This is a genomic window from Streptomyces sp. RB17 (assembly GCF_009604455.1).
In the GTDB taxonomy this organism is placed as follows: Bacteria; Actinomycetota; Actinomycetes; order Streptomycetales; family Streptomycetaceae; genus Streptomyces.
Genome location: NZ_WEGL01000005.1, coordinates 486,808 through 506,548 on the forward strand (window position 1 = coordinate 486,808; position 19,741 = coordinate 506,548).

17 protein-coding genes are annotated in these 19,741 nt (G+C 72.2%); all 17 read left to right on the forward strand.

From position 1 onward, the window contains the following. Positions 1-339: 339 nt before the first annotated feature. The 17 genes from SRB17_RS24005 (at position 340) to SRB17_RS24085 (ending at position 19,738) form a co-directional block, all read left to right on the forward strand. Positions 340-2,388: a glycoside hydrolase family 27 protein gene (locus tag SRB17_RS24005; RefSeq protein ID WP_194294134.1), complete on the forward strand. Its 2,049-nt coding sequence runs from the start codon at positions 340-342 to the stop codon at positions 2,386-2,388. Positions 2,389-2,503: 115 nt separating this feature from the next. After that, complete coding sequence (locus SRB17_RS24010) at positions 2,504-3,793, forward strand: ABC transporter substrate-binding protein (RefSeq protein WP_153542060.1); 1,290 nt, start codon at positions 2,504-2,506, stop codon at positions 3,791-3,793. Between the two features lies 1 nt (position 3,794). Continuing rightward, the gene (locus tag SRB17_RS24015) at positions 3,795-4,730 is read left to right on the forward strand and encodes a carbohydrate ABC transporter permease (protein ID WP_153542062.1); all 936 of its coding nucleotides are present in this window, start codon (positions 3,795-3,797) and stop codon (positions 4,728-4,730) included. Further along, complete coding sequence (locus tag SRB17_RS24020; RefSeq protein ID WP_153542064.1) at positions 4,730-5,593, forward strand: carbohydrate ABC transporter permease; 864 nt, start codon at positions 4,730-4,732, stop codon at positions 5,591-5,593. Before SRB17_RS24015 ends, SRB17_RS24020 begins: the two co-directional genes overlap by 1 nt. Beyond that, complete coding sequence (locus tag SRB17_RS24025) at positions 5,590-7,689, forward strand: alpha-galactosidase (RefSeq protein ID WP_323376160.1); 2,100 nt, start codon at positions 5,590-5,592, stop codon at positions 7,687-7,689. Before SRB17_RS24020 ends, SRB17_RS24025 begins: the two co-directional genes overlap by 4 nt. Positions 7,690-7,763: 74 nt before the next feature. Beyond that, positions 7,764-8,534 carry an SDR family NAD(P)-dependent oxidoreductase gene (locus SRB17_RS24030; protein WP_153542066.1) on the forward strand — a complete coding sequence of 257 codons (771 nt, stop codon included), beginning with the start codon at positions 7,764-7,766 and terminating at the stop codon, positions 8,532-8,534. 85 nt (positions 8,535-8,619) lie between these two features. Further along, entirely contained in the window at positions 8,620-9,357 is a 738-nt protein-coding gene (locus SRB17_RS24035; RefSeq protein ID WP_153542068.1) for a FadR/GntR family transcriptional regulator, read from the forward strand. Next, positions 9,354-10,499 carry a galactonate dehydratase gene (gene dgoD / locus SRB17_RS24040; RefSeq protein ID WP_323376161.1) on the forward strand — a complete coding sequence of 382 codons (1,146 nt, stop codon included), beginning with the start codon at positions 9,354-9,356 and terminating at the stop codon, positions 10,497-10,499. The genes SRB17_RS24035 and dgoD overlap by 4 nt, the downstream gene beginning before the upstream one ends. A gap of 5 nt (positions 10,500-10,504) precedes the next feature. Further along, complete coding sequence (locus SRB17_RS24045) at positions 10,505-11,344, forward strand: hypothetical protein (protein WP_153542070.1); 840 nt, start codon at positions 10,505-10,507, stop codon at positions 11,342-11,344. Between the two features lie 24 nt (positions 11,345-11,368). Further along, the gene (locus tag SRB17_RS24050) at positions 11,369-12,001 is read left to right on the forward strand and encodes a bifunctional 4-hydroxy-2-oxoglutarate aldolase/2-dehydro-3-deoxy-phosphogluconate aldolase (protein WP_323376162.1); all 633 of its coding nucleotides are present in this window, start codon (positions 11,369-11,371) and stop codon (positions 11,999-12,001) included. Beyond that, positions 11,998-12,930: an SMP-30/gluconolactonase/LRE family protein gene (locus SRB17_RS24055; RefSeq protein ID WP_323376163.1), complete on the forward strand. Its 933-nt coding sequence runs from the start codon at positions 11,998-12,000 to the stop codon at positions 12,928-12,930. Before SRB17_RS24050 ends, SRB17_RS24055 begins: the two co-directional genes overlap by 4 nt. Beyond that, entirely contained in the window at positions 12,927-13,994 is a 1,068-nt protein-coding gene (locus tag SRB17_RS24060; RefSeq protein ID WP_416237080.1) for a sugar kinase, read from the forward strand. The genes SRB17_RS24055 and SRB17_RS24060 overlap by 4 nt, the downstream gene beginning before the upstream one ends. A gap of 165 nt (positions 13,995-14,159) precedes the next feature. After that, entirely contained in the window at positions 14,160-14,606 is a 447-nt protein-coding gene (locus SRB17_RS24065) for a cupin domain-containing protein (protein WP_153542072.1), read from the forward strand. 176 nt (positions 14,607-14,782) lie between these two features. Beyond that, positions 14,783-15,313: a (2Fe-2S)-binding protein gene (locus SRB17_RS24070; protein ID WP_153542074.1), complete on the forward strand. Its 531-nt coding sequence runs from the start codon at positions 14,783-14,785 to the stop codon at positions 15,311-15,313. Continuing rightward, a complete protein-coding gene (locus SRB17_RS24075) occupies positions 15,300-16,289 on the forward strand; it encodes an FAD binding domain-containing protein (protein WP_153542076.1) in 990 nt (329 codons plus the stop codon). Before SRB17_RS24070 ends, SRB17_RS24075 begins: the two co-directional genes overlap by 14 nt. Further along, positions 16,286-18,493 (forward strand): xanthine dehydrogenase family protein molybdopterin-binding subunit, encoded by a 2,208-nt coding sequence (locus SRB17_RS24080; RefSeq protein WP_153542078.1) that lies wholly within the window; start codon positions 16,286-16,288, stop codon positions 18,491-18,493. The genes SRB17_RS24075 and SRB17_RS24080 overlap by 4 nt, the downstream gene beginning before the upstream one ends. A gap of 258 nt (positions 18,494-18,751) precedes the next feature. Then, positions 18,752-19,738 (forward strand): L,D-transpeptidase, encoded by a 987-nt coding sequence (locus SRB17_RS24085; RefSeq protein WP_323376164.1) that lies wholly within the window; start codon positions 18,752-18,754, stop codon positions 19,736-19,738. The last annotated feature ends 3 nt before the right edge of the window (positions 19,739-19,741 follow it).

Sequence of the window (19,741 nt, forward strand, 5' to 3'; positions counted from 1 at the left end):
ATAGTGGGGTAGGTGATCGGGCCGCTCACCTCGGTGAGTCGCGTCCGGACTGCTCTTGTCCCCGAATCGCGCAACCGGCCCTGACGAAGCAGCTGCTCCTAAATTAGTAATTAATATTGACAGGGTTGTGCCCACGGGCCACAGTCGTCGCCGTGACTCCGCCGCCCGCTCCTGCGGGCACGGACACCCGTCTTCCTCCGCCTCCGGCGGCCCCTCCTGCTTCCCACACCACAGGAGCCGCAAGTGACTTCACGCTTGCCCGTACGTGCACCCCGGCGCACCCGGACCACCCGCCTGGCGCTCGCCGCCGCGATCGCGGTCGTGCTGACCGCTTCCGCGATGCCCGCGGCCACCGCCGCCGACACCGTCGACCAAGGAGCCCCCACCTACTACGACAGCGGTCTCGCCCGCACGCCCTCCATGGGATGGAACACGTACTACGGACTCGGTGCCCCCACCGAGAAGGAGGTGCGCGCGGTCGCCGACAAGCTGGTCAGCAGCGGACTGCGCGACAGCGGCTACGACATCGTCTGGCTCGACGGCGGCTGGCAGGCCGACAACCCCCGGGACGCGCAAGGGAGGTTGGTGGCCAACCCCGACCGGTTCCCGTCCGGCATCCCGGCCCTGGTCTCCTATCTGCACGAGCGCGGCCTGCGGGCCGGTATCTACACCGACGCCGGCACCTACGACGGAGGCAAGAGGTGCGGGCTCGGCAGCCGCGGCCACTACACCGAGGACGCGCGGCAGTTCGCCGACTGGAAGATCGACGCGATCAAGGTCGACTTCCTGTGCGGCATCGGTGCGGGGCTCGATCCGGGGCCGGCGTTCAAGGAGTTCAGCGACGCAGTCGCCAAGTCCGGCCGCCCGATGCTGCTGAACCTGTGCAACCCGCTCACCGACGACTGGGGCCTGCCGCACACACCCGAGCAGGACGCACACAACACCTACGTCTACGCCCCGGCGATCGCCGACTCCTGGCGCACCGGCACGGACATCGCCTGGGGCACCCCGAGCCCGGGGGAGTGGCCCGACATCCTGCGCAACATGGATGCCAACGCCTGGCACCCCGAGGCGCAGGGACCGGGCCACTACAACGACCCCGACTACCTCATCCCCATGCGCCACATGGCCGACGGCTCCCTGGAGCTGACGCAGGAGGAGTCCACCACCCAGTTCGTGATGTGGGCCGAGATGGCCTCCCCGCTCGTCCTGGGTTCCGACCCGCGCACCCTGTCCCCGTCGATGATCGCCGCGCTGCGCAACCCGGAGATCATCGCCGTCGACCAGGACCCGCTCGGGATCCAGGGGGTCCGCGTCGCCACGGACTCCGTCGGCGACGTCTACAGCAAGGTGCTCTCCGGCCACGGCCGCCGGGCGGTCGTCCTGCTCAACCGCTCCGACCATCCGGCCGAGCGGACCGTGAACTTCGCCGACGCCGCCCTCGGCGGGCCCGTCAAGGTACGTGACCTGCGCGCACGCGCCGACCGCGGCACGCACACCGGCTCCTACACCGTCGAGGTCCCCGCCCACGGCACCGCCTTCCTCGGACTCACCGGGCAGGACGCGCTGCCCGGCACCAGTCTGGGGGAGAGGGCCTCGGCGAGCCCGGCCCTGGTGCGCGACGGCGACACGCTGACCACCTTCTTCCGCGGGCCGGGCGGAACGCTCCTCCAGCACACGGCGGACGGCACGCATCCGGCGCGCACCAGGGACCTCGCGGGCCCGGTCGGCGGGCGGATCCTCGGCCAGCCCGCCGCCTACGCCTCCGCCGGCGGCCGTATCGACGTCTTCGTCCGCGGAACCGACGACCACGCCTACCGAAGGGTCTTCTCCGGCGGGCGCTGGAGCGACTGGCAGGACCTGGGCGGGCGGCTGACCGACGCCCCGGCCGTGGCGTTCACCGATCCCGCGCACTGGACGCTCGTCGCGCCCGATGCCGACGGGCGCATCGTGCAGCGCGGACCGTCGTCCGGCTGGTCGTCGCTCGGCACGCCGGGTGACCGGCCGGTGTACGGCAGGCCGTCCGCCGTCGTCGACGCCGAGGGACGGGTCCACGTCGCCGTACGCACCGCCGCGGACGACGTGTGGACCATCGCGCAGGACGCCTCGGGGCAGTGGTCGGGCTGGACCTCGCTCGGCGGCACGGTGAGCGGCAGCCCGACGCTCGTCGCCGTGGGCGACGCCGTGGTGCTGTACGCGCGGGCGGCCGACTACACCCTGTGGCAGCAGCGGTACGACGGCGGCGCGTGGCAGGGCTGGACCAAGCGGCAGGAGTTCCCCAGCGCGGCCTTCGAGGGCGCGCTCGGGGCGGTCGCCGGTCCGGACGGCTCGGTCGACGCGGCGTACCGCGGCGTCGACGGATACATCCACACCACCCAGTTCAAATAAATTAGTAATTAATCTTGACGTGGCGAGATCGCCACGCGACTCTGGATCCGCCGCGAGCGGGGCCCGGCCACAAGGGGAACCGGGCCCCGCCGCTCGGAGCCGCAGGGAGCCCTCCATGACGAACCACCTGCCCGGCCGCCGCAGCTTCCTCGCCGGCCTGGGAGCCGCCGGGGCGACGGCACTGCTCAGCGGCTGCGTCACCTCGACCTCCTCCGCCAAGTCCTCCTCCAGGGGCGCGGTCACCCTCCAGTCCAGCCTGTCCGCACCGCAGGCCAAGGCCGCGATGCAGGACCTCGTCGCCGCCTACGGCAAGAGCGGACAGGGGCACGCCAGCCTGAACACGGTGGCCACGGAGACCTTCCGCACCCAGCTGCCGACCTACCTGACCTCCGCCAACCCGCCGGACGTCTACACCTGGTACCCCGGCTCCGTGGCCAACGCCTACGCCAAGAAGAACCTGCTCCTCGACCTCGACGAGGTCTGGAGCTCCTCGCCCGACCTCAAGCGGTACTCCAAGGCGCTGAACAGCCTGTGCACCGCGAGCTCCGGCAAGAAGGTCTTCGTGCCCGCCAACTACTACTGGTGGGGCATGTTCTACCGGAAGTCGAACTTCGCCAAGTGGGGCGTCAGCGAGCCCACCACCTGGGACGAGTTCCTCGACCTGTGCGACAAGCTCAAGAGCAAGGGCGTGGCACCCATCGGGCTCGGCGCGGGCGGCGGCACGGCATGGGTGGCCTCGGCCTGGTTCGACTACCTCGACATCCGCATCAACGGTGCCTCCTACCACCGCCAACTCCTCGCGGGCAAGCACCGGTTCGACGACCCCGAGGTGCGCAAGGTCTTCGACCGCTGGCAGGAGGTACTGCCGTACTTCGACCCCGACGGCACCGCCGTGGCCTTCCAGGACGCCACCACCGCCCTCCTCAACGGCCGCACCGGCATGATGCTCATCGGCACCTTCTTCGCCGACGCCGCGCCCAAGAGCGCCCTCGACGACATCGACTTCTTCCGCTTCCCCGTGATCGATCCGAAGGTCCCGCTCGCCGAAGAGGCCCCGACCGACGGCTACTTCGCCAGCGCCCGCACCGGACGCCGCGAGCAGGTCTTCGACCTGATGCGCTACCTCGCCACCGCCGAGGCCCAGGAGATCTACATCAGGGGCTCCTCCGGGACCGTCCTGCCCTGCAACCCCGACGCGAAGGACGCCGGCACGGCGCTGGTGAAGAAGGGCCGGGCACACATCGACCAGGCGGCCGAGATCACCCAGTTCTTCAACCGCGACTCCAGCGACGCCCTCCAGCCCACCGCCGACACCGCACTCACGAAGTTCATCGCCAGGCCTAAGGACGTCGCAGGCATCCTCACCGACTGGCAGCGCGACGCCGAGAAGATCTGGAACGCCTGACATGGCCGTCCTGACCGCCCCGCACCGCAAGTCCCCGGTCCCGGCAGCGCCGCGAAGCCGCGGGGACCGGGGCCCCCGGCGCACACCTCCCCTGGTGCTCGCCTTCGTCCTCGTCCCCCTGCTCGCCGAGGCCGTATGGGTCTTCTGGCCCGCGCTGCAGGGCTTCTACCTCGCCCTGACCAACTGGGACGGCGTCTCGCCGCCGAAGTTCGTGGGCCTCGGCAACTTCCGCGAGATGGCGGGCGACGACGTCTTCCGCAGCGCGCTCGGCCACACCGTCCTGTGGCTGCTGCTCTTCGGCGGCCTGTCCGCCCTGCTCGGCCTGGCCGCCGCCCTGCTGCTCCAGCAGGAGCGCCGCGGCGTCGGCTTCTACCGCGCGGCCCTGTTCCTGCCCGTCGTCTTCTCCCTCGTCGCCACCGCCCTGGTCTGGCAGGCCATCTACCAGCCCGACGGCGTGCTCAACCGCCTCCTGGAGTCGGCCGGTCTGGACAGCCTGCGCCACGCCTGGCTCGCCGACCAGGACACCGCACTGTACGCGGTGATCGTCCCCGCGCTGTGGCGGCAGATCGGCTATGTGATGGTCCTCTACCTCGCGGGCCTGAAAGGCATCGACCCCGCGCTGTACGAGGCGGCCAAGGTCGACGGCGCCGGAGCCTGGCAGCGCCTCCGCCATGTGACACTGCCTCAGCTGCGCGGCGTCAACGCCGTCGTGCTGTCCGTCATCATCATCGACTCCCTGCGCTCCTTCGACGTGGTCTGGTCACTGACCCGCGGCGGCCCCTACCACTCCTCCGAACTGCTGAGCACCTACATGTACTCCACCGCGTTCCAGTCCCTGCGCCTGGGATACGGCTCCGCCCTGGCCGTCGTCATCTTCCTGCTGGCCTTCGGAGTCATCGCCTCCTACCTGGTCCGGGCCTTCCGGGAGGCCGACTGATGTCCGCCGCCCACCCCCACACGTCCGCCCGTGCGCTGCGCCGCCGGCGGGCCGCCACCGCCGGCTTCCACCTCGGCGCCGGAGCCCTGGCCGTCGTATGGCTGCTGCCCATCCTCCTGGTCCTGGTGACCAGCCTGCGGTCCTTCAACGACATCGCCGCCCACGGCCTGGGCAGTTGGCCCCGCTCCTTCACCCTGGACAACTTCCGGCAGGCCTGGGTCGACGGCGGTCAGCAACGCGCCCTGATCAACAGCCTGATCGTCACCGTCCCCTGCGTTCTGCTGACCCTCGCGCTGGCGGCCATGGCGGCGTTCGCCCTCAGCCGCTACGAGATGCCCCTGCGTCGCTTCCTGCTGCTGCTCATGCTCGGCGGCAACCTGCTGCCACCGCAGATCCTGCTCATCCCGGTGTCCAAGCTGAGCGAGATGATGGGCGTCTACGACACCCTGCCCGCCCTGATCGGAGTGCAGGTCGGCTTCGGCGTCGGCTTCTACGTCTTCGTCCTGCACGGCTTCATGCGCGCGATCCCGGCCGAGATCCAGCAGGCGGCCGTCGTGGACGGCGCCGGACCCTGGCAGATCTTCTGGCGCATCATCCTCCCGCTCACCCGGCCCGCGCTCGCCGCGCTCAGCGCGCTGTCCTTCACCTGGATCTTCAACGACCTGCTGTGGGCGATCACCGTGCTGCGCAGCGACACCAGGATGCCGATCACCGCCGCCCTCATCGGACTTCAGGGACAGTACGTGTCCATGTGGAACGTGATCGCCGCCGGATCCGTCATCGCCGCCGCCCCCACCGTGGCCGTCTTCCTCCGCTTCCAGCGCCACTTCGTGGCCGGCCTGAACCTGGGAGCAGTGAAGTGACGCCGCACCAGCGCTGGACCCTGCGCACCGACCACACCAGCTACACCGTCCGACTCTCCGCGGACGGCCCCTGGGCGGAACTGGAGGCCTGGGGACCGCACGGCGTGGAGGACGGACCGTCCGCGCTGGACTGGTCCCACCGCACCCACTTCATCACACCCGCCGACGCGGCCCCCGCGGAGTACCTGCCGTACGGGCTGCGCCCCTTCACCGGCGCCGACCTCGTCGCCGCACGGCCCGGCTCCGAACGCGGCGTGTGGTGGACCTTCGAGGGAGCACAGCAGGACACCGGCACCCTCCGGCTCACCTTCACCGACGACGTCCTCGGCCTGCGCACCACCCTGTGCTACGCCACCGTGGCGGGCACCGACGTCCTGCACCGCTGGACCGAACTGACCTGCACGGGTGAGGAGGAACTGCGCCTGGAGCGGCTGGACTCCGCCGCCGTGAACATCCCGGTCACCACCGCGGCCCGGCTGACCTATCTGACCGGCCAGTGGTCCCAGGAGTTCCAGCGCACCCAACTCGACCTGGCCCGGGGCGCCTTCACCATGGGCAGCACCCAGGGCGTGCCGGGCCACGCGTACGCGCCCTGGCTCGCCGTCCAGGACGCCACGGCACCCCACGACGCCCCCGCCCCGGCCTACGGCATCGCCCTGGAGTGGCCCGGCAACTGGCACATCACCGTGCAGGCCGAGCCCGGCGGAGCCGTACGCGTCCGAGCCGGACGCGTACCGCACGGAGGCGCGGTTCACCTGGCTCCCGGCGACACCCTGACCACCCCCCACCTCGTCTGCGCCTTCAGCCCGGACGGACTCGACGGCCTCTCCCGCGTCTGGCACCGCTACGAGCGCCGCCTCGCCGGCGAACGCCTGCACCGGCCTCGCAAGGTTCTCTACAACTCCTGGGAGGCCACCGGCTTCGACGTCGACGCCGTGAGCCAGCTGGAACTGGCCAAGGCGGCCGCGGACCTCGGAGCCGAGCTGTTCGTGGTGGACGACGGATGGTTCACCGGCCGCACCGACGACACAGGGGGACTGGGCGACTGGTACCCCGACCCGGCGGCCTTCCCCCAGGGCTTCGAGCGGTTCGTCGACGACATCCGCGCCCTCGGACTGGACTTCGGGCTCTGGATCGAACCCGAGGCCGTCAGCCCCGGCAGCCGCCTGCACGCCGAGCACCCGGAGTGGGTCTACCGGATCGACGGCCGCCCGGCCCGCCGCATCCGCAACCAGCTCCTGCTGGACCTCGGCCGCACCGACGTGCAGGACTTCGTCCTCGCCACCCTCGACCGGCTGCTGACCGGCTACGACATCGGCTATCTGAAGTGGGACATGAACCGCCCGCCGACCGAGCGCGGCCGCCCCGGCGCCGGGTACGCGGACCGCCTGGACCTCGACGCCGAGCACGTCCACGGCTATCTCCGCGTCCTGGACCATCTGCGCACCGCGCACCCCCACGTCACCGTCGAGGGCTGCGCGGGCGGCGGCGGACGCGTCGACCACGCCACCCTCGCCCGCACCGACGTCCTCTGGCCCAGCGACAACACCGCGCCCCTGGACCGGCTGGCCATCCAGTACGGCTTCCTGCACGCCCACGCGCCGCACGTGATGAGCTCCTGGGTCACCGACGCGCCCGGCGTGTTCGACCCCCGCCCGCGCAGCCTCGCCTTCCGGTTCGTCACCGCGATGTGCGGGGTCCTCGGCATCGGCGCCGACCTGCGCGCCTGGACACCCGAACAGCGCGCCGAGGCAGCCGGCTGGATCACCCGGTACAAGGCGGTGCGAGACGTGATGCACCACGGCGAGGCCCGCCTGCTCGGCACCCCGCAGGACACCACCTGCGGAGTCCAGTACGACGCCCAGGACGAGCGTCGTACCGTCGTCGCCGCCTTCAGCACCGGCCGTCTCGACGGCGCCCCGCTCGTGCCCGGCCGCCCAGCCCGACTACGGCTGCGCGGCCTCGAACCGACCGCCGCCTACCGAGACACGGCGACCACGACCACGTACGGCGGCGCCCACCTGCTGCACTACGGGCTCCCCTTCGCGTGGACCGCCGACCATGACGCCGAACTGGTGGTACTCGTACGTCAGTAGACCCACGCACGCACCACCGCATCTCCGCCAGCAGCCCTCGTAGACCACCCAAGACGACAAGGAGCCCAAGCCCCATGGATCCCGCTCGACGGCACGGCGCCCGGTTCACCGGCCGCACTGCCGTGATCACCGGAGCCGCCTCGGGCATCGGGGCCGCCACCGCCGAACGCCTCGCCCAGGAGGGCGCCGCCGTGCTCCTGGCCGACGTCGACGAGGAGCGCGGCGAGGCCGTCGCCGAGCGCATCGCCAAGGACGGCGGCCGTGCCCGGTTCGTGCCCGCCGACGTCTCGGCGGAGCAGGACTGGCAGCGGATCGTCACCGCCGCCCATGTCTACGGGCCCGTCGGCGTGCTGGTCAGCAACGCCTTCACCGTCGACGTGACCCCGGCCCACGAGATGTCCCTGGACTCCTGGCAGCGGCAGCTGTCCGTGAACCTCACCGCCGCCTTCCTCGGCTTCCGGGCGGTCCTGCCCGACCTGCGCGCCGGCACCGGGGCCGTGGTGCTCACCTCGTCCGTCCACGCCCACGCCGGCATCCCCGGTCATCCCGCATACGCCGCCTCCAAGGGCGCGCTGCTGTCCCTGTGCGGCCAACTCGCCGTCGAGTACGGGCCCGAGGTACGCGTCAACGCCGTCCTGCCGGGACCGGTGCTCACCGCCGCCTGGGACCGGGTGCCGCCCGAGGAGCGCGAGCGCAGCGTCGCCGGAACCGCGGCCCGCCGCTTCGGCACCCCTGCGGAGGTGGCCGCGGCCATCGCCTTCCTCAGCGCCGAGGAGGCTTCCTTCATCACCGGCTCGCACCTCGTCGTCGACGGAGGCTGGAGCGTCGTGAAGGCGTCCGCGTGATCACCGCCGTGGTCCCATGGGGCGTGTGCACATCCGATCCCCACGCGTCCGCCCCGTGCACATCCGAGGAGAAAGGCTGTACGACATGACGCCCTACGCCCGCCGTGGCGTGCACGGCCAGACCGTGGAGGCGCTGGCCCGCCGCATCCTGAACGGCGAGATCCCGGAGGGGGCCACGCTCGATCTGGTGGCGTTGCAGAGTGAGCTGGACGTCAGCCTCACCGCCCTGCGCGAGTCCCTGAAGGTACTGGCCGCCAAGGGCATGGTCGACGCCCGCCAGAAGCGCGGCACCTTCGTCCGGGCCCGCGCGGACTGGAACCTGCTCGACGCCGACGTCCTGCGCTGGCAGTTCGAGGGCGGCAGGGCCGGCGAGGCCGACCGGGCGCTGCTGCGCAACCTGGCCGAGGTGCGGACCATCATCGAGCCCGCCGCCGTCCGCCTGGCCGCCCAGCGCCGTACCGACACCGACCTCGCCGCCCTGGACGCCGCCCTCACGGCGATGGCAGAGCACGACACCGACCCCGCCCACGCTGTCGAAGCCGACCTCGCCTTCCACCGCGCCCTGCTCGCCGCCACCCACAACGAGCTCCTGGAACGCATGGAGATGGTCATCGAGTCCGGCCTCGCCCACCGAGACCGCCTGGTCCACAGCTCCCCGCACAGCCAGGACCCGGTTCCCGCGCACCGCGCCGTACTGGACGCCGTACGCGGCCAGGACCCGCGGGCCGCCGAGGCCGCCATGCACGCCCTGCTGGAGCAGGCCGGACGCGACCTGGACCGGATCGACGGCCCCGACGACACGAAAGGCACCGGCGGCAAGTGAAGATCGCCCGCATCGAAACGTTCCTGGTTCCGCCGCGCTGGCTGTTCTGCCGGATCGAGACCGACGACGGCGTGGTCGGCTGGGGCGAACCCGTCGTCGAGGGACGCGCGGAGGTGGTCCGCGCAGCCGTCGACGTACTCGCCGAACAGCTCCTCGGGCAGGACCCGCTGCGCATCCAGGACCACTGGCAGGTGCTCACCAAGGGCGGCTTCTACCGAGGCGGCCCCGTGCTGTCCAGCGCGGTCGCCGGCCTCGACCAGGCCCTGTGGGACATCGCCGGGAAGACCTACGGCGCCCCGGTGCACGCCCTGCTGGGCGGGCCCGTGCGTGAACGCGTCCGGGTCTACGCCTGGGTCGGCGGCGACGAGCCCGCCGAGCTGACCGACCAGATAGCGGCCCAGGTGGACGCCGGTTTCACGGCGGTGAAGATGAACGCCGCGGGAGCCACCTCACCGATCACGACCGCGGCCGAGACGGCGGCCGTCGTGGCCCGGGTGGCAGCCGCCCGCGAGGCGCTCGGCCCGCACCGGGACGTGGCGGTGGACTTCCACGGCCGCTTCACCGCCGCCGGAGCCCGCCGCGTCCTGGCCGAACTGGCCCCGCTGCACCCCCTGTTCGTGGAGGAGCCGGTCCTCCCCGAGCACGGTCACCTGCTGCCCGGTCTCGTCACCGCGAGCACGGTGCCGCTGGCGACCGGCGAACGCCTCTACTCCCGCAGCGACTTCCTGCCCGCCCTCACCGCCGGAGTCGCCATCGCCCAGCCCGACCTGTCCCACGCCGGAGGCATCTCCGAAGTCCACCGGATCGCCTCCCTCGCCGACACCTTCGGCGCCCAGCTGGCCCCGCACTGCCCCCTCGGCCCCATCGCACTGGCGGCCAGCCTCCAGATCGCCTTCGCCACCCCCAACTTCCTGATCCAGGAGCAGAGCCGCGGCATCCACTACAACAAGGACGCCGACCTGCTGTCGTACGTCGTCGATCCCGAACCGTTCCGGTTCGTGGACGGCCACGCCCGCCGCAGCGACGTCCCCGGCCTCGGTGTCACCCTCGACGAGACGGCGGTGCGTGCCGCCGACCGCGGCGGGCACGCCTGGCGCAATCCCGTGTGGCGGCACCCCGACGGTTCGTTCGCGGAGTGGTGAGCCGCATGCTCGACATCGTCACTGACCCCGCCCACGGCGGCCGCTGGACCTCTCTGCGCGCCGGCGGCCGCGAATGGCTCTGGCACCGCCACGCACCGGAAAGGGACACGGCCGCACCCGGTGACGCGTTCGTCGACGCGGGCGGGCTCGAGGAGTGTCTGCCCACCGTCCGCGGCCGCCCCGACCACGGCGACGCCTGGTCCCGCCCGTGGACCCGGGACGGCGACACCGACCGCCTCCACTGCGACTCCTTCACCCTGGCCCGCACCATCCGCGCCACACCCGACGGCGCCGAGGCCGACTACACGCTGACCGCCGAACCGGGCTTCCGCTTCCTCTGGGCGGCCCACGCCCTGCTCGACCTCTCCCAGGACGCGACCCTCCGCATGAGCGGCGGCGCGACCACCCGCCTCTTCCCGGAAGCCGCACCCCTGTTGCGGGAACAGTGGCCCGCCGGCGCCCCCTGGGTCGCGGGTGCCTGGCCCGCGCCCCGCGGGCTCGCCCTCGACCGGTTCGGCCCCGACGACGGCACCGCGGTCGGAGCCGTCGTCGACACGCACCTGTGCTGCGTGCACGACGGCCCCGACCGGCTGGTCCTGAGCCTGCGCGTGCACGAACAACCCCTGGCCGGAAGGGCCATGCCCAGGCAGCCCGTGTCGATCGCCCTGTGGCGCAACCTCGGCGGCTTCCCCCAGCAGGACCCCTACCGCAGCACGGGCGTCGAGCCCATGCTCGGCCGCGTCTTCGACCTCGCCGACGCAGGCCCCGAGGACGCCGCACAGGTGCCCGCCACGGCAGAGATGCGCTGGCGACTCACGCTCACCACCGCCTGCCGCTGCCCCTGAATCGCCCAGCAAGGAGACCGGTACGTGGATCTACCCGCTGCCCTGGCAGCCCACCGCCTGCTCGCCATCGTCCGCGGACGCGACGCCGACGCCGCGCTGCGCACCGTACTCACCCTGGCCGAGGAGGGCATCGACCTCATCGAGGTGTCGCTCACCGGCACGGACGCCCTCACCGTCATCGCGCGCGCCCGTGAACTCCTCGGCGGCGACCGCGCCTTGGGCGCCGGCACCGTCCTGACCGCCGACGACGCCCGTGCCGCCCACCGCGCGGGCGCGACCTTCGTGGTCACACCCGGCCTGGGAGAGGGCATACCGGCGGCACAGGACCTGGGCCTGCCGGTGCTCGCCGGCGTTTTCACCCCGACCGACGTGATCGCCGCCCGGAGGATGGGCGCGGCGGCACTGAAGGTCTTCCCGATCGCCCAGGCCGGGGGAGCGGCGTATGTGAAGGCGCTGCGCGGCCCGTTCCCCGATGCCTCGTTCGTCCCGGTGGGCGGAGTCGACGAAGCGGTCGCCCGTGACTGTCTCGCCGCCGGCGCGGCGGCGGTCGGCATCGGATCCCCGCTCGTCGGCGACGCCGCCGACGGCGGCAGCGTCGACGCGCTCAGGGCCCGCGCCCGCACCTTCCGCACCGCCGTACGCGAGGCGGCACCGTGATCCCCGACTCCCTCCCCACCCGTCCCGACCGCCTCGAACTCGGCGAAGGCATCCGCTGGACGGGCACCGGGATCATCCTCGTGGACCTCCTCGCCGGTCGCCTCCTCGCGGCCCCGGCCGATCCCGCTGCCCCGCTGCGCACCCTCGCCCGACTCCCCGTCCCGCTGGGGGCCGTCGCGCCCGTGGCCGGTCACCCGGGCACCTGGATCGCGGCCGCGGGAACCGGCATCTGCCTGCTGCACCCCGACGGCACCACGACCTGGTCGGCACGCCCGGAGGACAAGCCGGGGCCCCGCATGCGCATGAACGACGCCGTGGCCGACCCCTCGGGCCGGTTCTGGGCGGGCAGCATGGCGTACGACGCCGACGAGGGCGCGGGCTCGCTGTACCGGGTCGACCACGACGGCACGGTCGTGCGGGTCCTGGACGGCATCACCGTGCCCAACGGCCCGGTGTTCACCCCGGACGGCCGCTCGATGTACCTGGCCGACAGCGCGCGGGGCGTCATCCTGCGCTATCCCGTCGACCCGCGCACCGCCCGGCTCGGCACATCCGAGGTCTTCGTCACCGTGGACGACGGCAACCCCGACGGGATGGCGATCGACGTGGAAGGCGCCGTATGGGTCGCCGTCTGGGGCACCGGGACGGTACGCCGGCACCTGCCCGACGGCACCCTCGACCGCATCGTGCAACTGCCCGCGAGCAGGCCGGCGGGCGTGTGCCTGGAAGGCGACGTCCTGCACATCACCACGGCCCGCCTGGGCCTGAACCCGCCCGGGCGGTACGACGGCGCCGTGTTCAGCATCCGGGTCGAGGTCCCCGGGACTCCCGCAGCTCCCTACGGCCCGGCCCCCTCCGTCATGTCGGCGGCGCGGGCGACGCCTCGGGATGACGCCCCCTCCGAGGCGTCCGGGCAGGGACCGGCATGAACGGGGCGGGAACCGAACCGGCCGGCATGGGGGCGCCGTGGCGCCCCTCCGAGGGACGGGTGGTGTGCATCGGCGAGACGATGGCGGCCCTCTCGCCCGATCCGCCGGAACCGCTGGAGCGGGCCGGGCAGTTGAAGCTGTCGGTGGCCGGTGCGGAGTCGAACGTGGCCATGTACCTGGCCGACCACGGCATCCCCGTGGCCTGGCTCTCGGCACTCGGAGACGACGCGCTGGGCAGGCGTGTCCGCGCCGCCGTGTCCGCTGCCGGAGTCGACGTCTCGCACCTGCGCACCGACGCCCACCACCCCACGGGGCTCCTCGTGAAGAACCCCGGTCCTGCCGGCACCCGCGTGCACTACTACCGAGCGGGCTCGGCGGCCTCGACGCTCGGCCCCGAGCTGCTGGACCAGGAGCCCGTGCGCTCGGCCGGCCTGCTGCACTTCACCGGCATCACACCGGCGCTCTCGCCCTCCTGCCGGGAGCTGGTCACGAGAGCCCTGACCCCTCCGGCCGACGGACGGCCCCACACGGTCAGCTTCGATGTCAACCACCGGCCCGCCCTCTGGCCGGACGGCACGGCGGCCACCGTGCTGCGCCGGCTGGCCGACCGGGCGGACATCGTCTTCGTCGGTCTCGACGAGGCGCAGGGCCTGTGGGGCCAGGACCTCACCGTGACCGGCCTGCGACGGCTGCTCCCGCATCCCCGCATCCTCGTGGTCAAGGACGGCGCCCGCGCCGCCACCGCCTTCACCGAGGGCGGTGTCCACACCGTGCCGGCGCTCCGGACGACGGTGGTGGAGCCCGTGGGCGCCGGCGACGCCTTCGCCGCGGGCTTCCTCGCGGGCCTGCTGCGGGGAGTCCCCCCGACGGGGGCGCTCAGACTGGGGCACATCACCGCGGTGTCGGCCCTGCAAGTGACCGGAGACCACGGCCCGTTGCCGGACGCACATCAGATCGGACGCCTCCTCGCCCTGCCGGCCTCGGAGTGGGAGGCACTGGGCCGTGCGGTCTCACCGGGCGACGCACCCTTCTCGCGCCGGAGCGTGCGAGGGGCCGACCGATGAAGTCGCTGACCGAGGCGCCGGTGGTCCGGGCAACGTCCGACGACGCGGGGACGACCACCGGTACGCGGGCCCCGCGACACCGTGGACACTCCGCAACGGCGCCGCCTGCGGCCCGTACGAGTCCGGAGTAGCGTCTTCCACATACGCCCGCCCGGAGGTGACGCGATGCCGAACAGCGAACCGGTGGCAGACGGCCCGGGACGTCAGGGACGGCGATCCGAGGCGTGGAAGACCGCGCTCACGGTTGTCCAGGAGGTGCAACCACCTTCCGTCCCGGAGGGCGCACAGGCCATGACCGTGCGCGTCGAGTTCCCTCCCGGAGACCCCGGCACGCCTCCGCACCGGCACTTCGGTCCGGCCTTCGGATATGTGCTGGAGGGCGAGATGCTGTTCGAGCTGGAGGGGGAGCCCGAGCGGGTGATCCGGGCCGGGGAGGCGTTCTGGGAGCCCGGGGGCGACGTGATCCACTACCAGGACGGCAACAACCGAACCGACATGCCGGTTCGGTTCCTCGTCACGATGCTGTGCGAGCCCGGCAAACCCATGCTCGTCCTCGTCGACGAGGAAGAACTGGCACAGCGCAAGGACAAGCGCGCCCCACGCCCTGCGTAGAGCGTGTGACAGGAAGACGGCGACGGCGGCGACGATCGGCTCGCAGTGCCTGTCCTCCAGGCCGCCTCTATCGTGAAATGACGTGGCCAATCTTCCCGAAACTGTCGAATCGGCTCACCGGGTCTGCGCCGTGTGCCGGGCTGGAGCCGTGCGCGACCTGTCCCGAGGAGGACGCGATGACGGACGTGGCGAGCAGGCGGGACGTGGGTGAGCGGCCTGCGGCTCCGGAGCGGGTCATCACCCTCACGGTGAACGGACGGTCGTACGCCCTGCGCATGGACACGCGGGTCACCTTGCTGGACGCGCTGCGTGACCGGCTGGGGCTGGTGGGCACGAAGAAGGGCTGTGACCAGGGCGCCTGCGGCGCATGCACCGTCCACCTGGACGGCCGGAGGGTGCTGGCCTGCCTGACCCTGGCGGCGCAGGCGGAGGGCCGGGAGATCACCACCATCGAGGGCATCGCCGACGCCGACGGCCCGCACCCCGTGCAGCAGGCGTTCATGGAGCACGACGCCTTCCAGTGCGGCTTCTGCACGCCGGGGCAGATCATGTCCGCGGTGGCGCTCATGGCCGAGGGCCGGGCCGGCTCGGACGAGGAGATCCGGGAGTTCATGAGCGGAAACCTGTGCCGGTGCGGTGCCTATCCCAACATCGTCGCGGCGATTCGCGAGGCCGCCTCCCGGGGAGGTCACGATGCGCGCCTTTGACTACGTCCGGGCCACCGACACCCGTGAGGCGGTGCGGTTGCTGGCGGAGGACCCGGCGGCGTCCTGCCTCGCGGGCGGCACGACACAGCTGGACCTGATGAAGGACGGAGTCCTGGAGCCGCCGCGGCTGATCGACATCACCCGGCTCCCGCTGCACGGCGTCGAACGACGTGGCGAGGTCCTCCACGTGGGAGCCCTGGCCACCATGGAGGAACTCGCCGCCGACGCCACGGTGGCCGAGCGCCTGCCCCTGGTGCGCGAGTCCCTGCTGCAGGGCGCATCGGTGCAACTGCGGAACATGGCCACCATCGGCGGCAACCTGCTGCAGCGCACACGCTGCCGCTACTTCCGGGACCCCACGGTCGCCGAATGCAACAAGCGCACGCCGGGTTCCGGCTGCGCCGCGGTGCAGGGGGCTGCGCGCATGCACGCCGTGCTCGGCGCGAGCGAGCGGTGCATCGCGCTGCACGCATCCGACCTGGCTGTCGCCCTGGTGGCGCTCGACGCGGTCGTGCACATCCAGGGGCTGTCAAAGGCTCGCACCGTGCCACTGACGGAGTTCTACCTGACGGCCGACGAGAGCCCCCAGCGCGAGAACGTCCTGGAGCACGCCGAGCTGATCACCGAGGTCGAGATCCCGCTCCCGCCGCCCGTCGCCCGCTCGGGCTACCTCAAGGTCCGCGACCGGGCATCGTACGAGTTCGCCCTCACCTCGGCCGCGGTGCTGCTCGTCGTGGCGGACGGCACGATCCACCAGGCCCGGGTCGGCCTCGGCGGCGTGGGCACGAAACCCTGGCGGGCCTACGAGGCCGAGCACGTGCTGACCGGGGCACCCGCCACGACGACCACGTTCCAGGACGCGGCCGAGGCGACCATGCGCGACGCCTTCACCGTCCCCGGAACGGCGTTCAAGGTGCCGCTCGCCCGGCGCACCCTGGTACGCGAGCTGCAGACCGTCTCGGGAGTGACCGCATGAGCACCGTCGAAAGCAGGCCACGGGTCGGCGCCGGCGTCAACCGGGTCGACGGCCCCCGCAAGGTCACCGGCACCGCCCCGTACCCGATGGACTTCAGCGTCCCCGGCCAGGCCTACGGCGCCCTGGTGCAGAGCACCGTCGCCGCGGGACGGATCGTCCGCATGCACACCGACGCGGCCGAAGGCGCCCCGGGCGTGATCACCGTCCTCACCCACGAGAACGCCCCGAAGGTCGGGACCGGTCCCACGACGGTCCTCGGCCCGTCGCCTCGCGCACCGCTGCGCAACGACCGGATCCTTTACCACGGGCAGCACATCGCGTTCGTGGTGGCCGAGACCCCGGAGCAGGCCACCGCGGCGGCGCGGCTGGTGCGGGCCGACTACGAGGCCGCGGAGCCGCTGCTGGACCTCCGGGACCCGCGGGCCGAACAGCTCGTCGACCCGTGGGAGACGGACACCTCCCGCGGCGACACCGCCGCAGCGCTGGAATCCGCCGAGGTGACACTCCGAGCCACCTACACCACGGCCGACAACACCAACAACCCGCTCGGCCTGTTCGCGACCCTCGCCGCGTGGGAGGGCGACACCCTCACCGTCCACGACACCAGCCAGTGGCCGTCGATGGTGCGCACCACCCTCGCCATGGTCTTCGGCATCCCCGAGAGCTCGGTACGGGTCCTGGTGCCCTACGTCGGCGGGGGCTTCGGCGCCGGGCTGCGCGCATGGCCGCACGTGGTCCTCACCGCCATGGCCGCCCGGATGATCAAGCGACCGGTGAAGCTGGTGCTGACCCGGCCCCAGATGTTCACCTCCATCGGGCACCGGCCCAGCGGGGTGCAGTGGCTGAGCGTCGGTGCCACCCGGGACGGCGAGCTGGTCGCGCTGGACCACCGCAGCCTCAGCTCCCTGAGCATGGAGGAAACCGACTACGAGCCGTTCGCGTCGGGAACCGCCTTCGCCTACCGGTGCCCCAACGTGATCACGCAGGACCGGCAGGCCCGTCTCAACATCGCCGTGCCGACGTCCATGCGCGCCCCGGCCGAGGCGCAGGGCAACTTCGCGCTGGAGTCCGCGCTCGACGAGCTGGCCCGGGAACTGCGCATGGACCCCCTGGAGCTGCGGCTGCGCAACCACACCGACGTCGACCCGCGCAACGGACTGCCCTGGTCCGGCAAGGCGCTCCGGGAGTGCTACGAGGTCGGCGCGCGACGCTTCGGCTGGTCCGACCGGAACCCCGAGCCGCGCTCCATGCGGGACGGCAACTGGCTCGTCGGCTACGGCATGGCGAGCGCGTGGTTCCCGTATTTCGCCCAGCCCTGCGCGGCGCAGGCCACTGTCAACAGGGACGGCAGCGCGCTGGTGCGCAGCGCGGCGACCGACATCGGCACCGGTACCTACACCGTGATGGCCCAACTGGCCGCCGAGGAGCTGGGCCTGCCTCTGGACCGGGTCCGCTTCGACCTGGGCGACTCCGACATGCCTCACTCGATGATGGCGGGCGGTTCCGGCCTCACCGGCGCGCTGGGCAACGCAGTGCACGACGCCTGCCGGCAACTGGTGCGCTCGTTCGCCGAACTCGCGGGCGGCGACGCCGACTCGCCCCTGCTGGGCTTCGCCCCGGACGACGTGGAGTGCACCGACGGGAGGGTCCACCCCGCGGGCCGCCCGGACCTCGGGGAGCCGTACGCCGACATCCTCGCCCGGCACGGCCTGTCCGAACTCACGGCGAACGGGAACAGCACACCGCCGGTCCCCACCGAGCTGGGCATGTCCCCAGCCGGCGCGTACGGCGCGAAGTTCGTGGACGTCCGGGTCGACCCGGACCTCGGCCTCATCCGGGTCGCGCGGGTGGTCTCCGCGATCGACGGTGGCCGCATCCTCAACGAGAAGACGGCGCGGAGCCAGATCATCGGCGGGACGGTCGGCGGCATCGGCATGGCCCTGTTCGAGGACACGGTCACCGACCCGCGCACCGGCCGCATCGCCAACGGCACGTTCGCCGACTACCTGGTCGCGGTCAACGCCGACGTCCCCGAGCTGGACGTGGTCTTCGTCGGCGAGCCCGATCGCGGTACCGCCACCGGTACCAAGGGCGTCGGCGAGGTCGGCCTGGTGGGCATCGCGCCCGCGATCGCCGGCGCCGTGTACCACGCCACCGGCAAGCGCATCCGCGAGCTGCCGATCACCCTGGACGCCATGCTGTGAGCCGCGTGGGTGCCGCATGGCCGGCCCACGCCCCCGACGTGCGCACTCGCCCTCGACCTCGACGGTGTCAAGCTGATCCTGGCTGAGAGCCTGGACGGAGCAGAGGCCCCGGACTTCGTCGTGCCTTCCCGGCAACCGCGGTGCGCACCGAGTTTTGGCACACGTTTTACGCGACGCATGCAACTTCGCCCCCTACCCCCGCTGTCTGACAGGGAGTCGGGCCCGTCAGGGCCGAAGAGCGAGAGAGCGGGGCAGATCGTGGGACGGCGCAAGGGCGGCATAGGGATCGCACTCGTCACGGGTGCCATGCTGGTGGGCGTGAGCGCCTGCGGCGGGGGCGCCAGTGACAAGGCGAGCGGGAACGACGCAAAGGCGTCGGGCAAGCCGGGTGCGAGCGCTTCTCCGTCACCGACGAAGCCCGCGGGCCCGCCGATGCTGCTGGACACGATCACCCCGCAGACGGGCACCACGGTCGGCGTGGCCATGCCGATCTCGGTGGTCTTCACGAACCCGGTGGCCGCGAAGGCGCGGGCCTCGGTGGAGAAGCACATGAAGGTCAGCGCCTCGCAGCCGGTGGCCGGCGCCTGGCACTGGATGGGCGACAGGCGCGCCGACTGGCGCCCGAAGACGTACTGGCCCTCCGGTACGAAGGTGAAGATCGACGCTGACATGACGGGCGTCAGCAACGGCAACGGACGCTACGGCGTGCACAACTACACGCACACCTTCACGATCGGCGACGACGTGCGCGCGGATGTCTCGGTGACCGGCCACACCATGAAGGTGACCCGCAACGGCAAGCTGGTGCGGACCCTGTCGATCAACGCGGGCAGTGCCCAGTATCCGACGTGGGACGGCACGATGGCCGTCATCGACAAGCAGGCGAAGGTCCACATGACTTCCTGCAGCGTCGGCATCAGCTGCGACAAGGGCAGCCCGAACTACTACGACCTGACGCTGCCCTGGGACATCCACCTGACCCAGTCCGGCACGTACGTGCACTACTCGACCGGCGACCCCTACCCGGGCAGCGGCAGCGCCCGCGGCTCGCACGGCTGCGTCCACCTGTCCATGCCGGACGCCAAGTGGTTCTACGGCCAGGTCAAGCAGGGCGACCCCGTCACCATCACCGGCTCACCCCGTGGCAAGGCCCCGGCCGACAACGGCTACGCCGACTTCAACCTGAGCTGGGACCAGTGGCTCGCGGGCAGCGCGTCCGGGCAGGGGACGACCGCGACGCTGTGATGC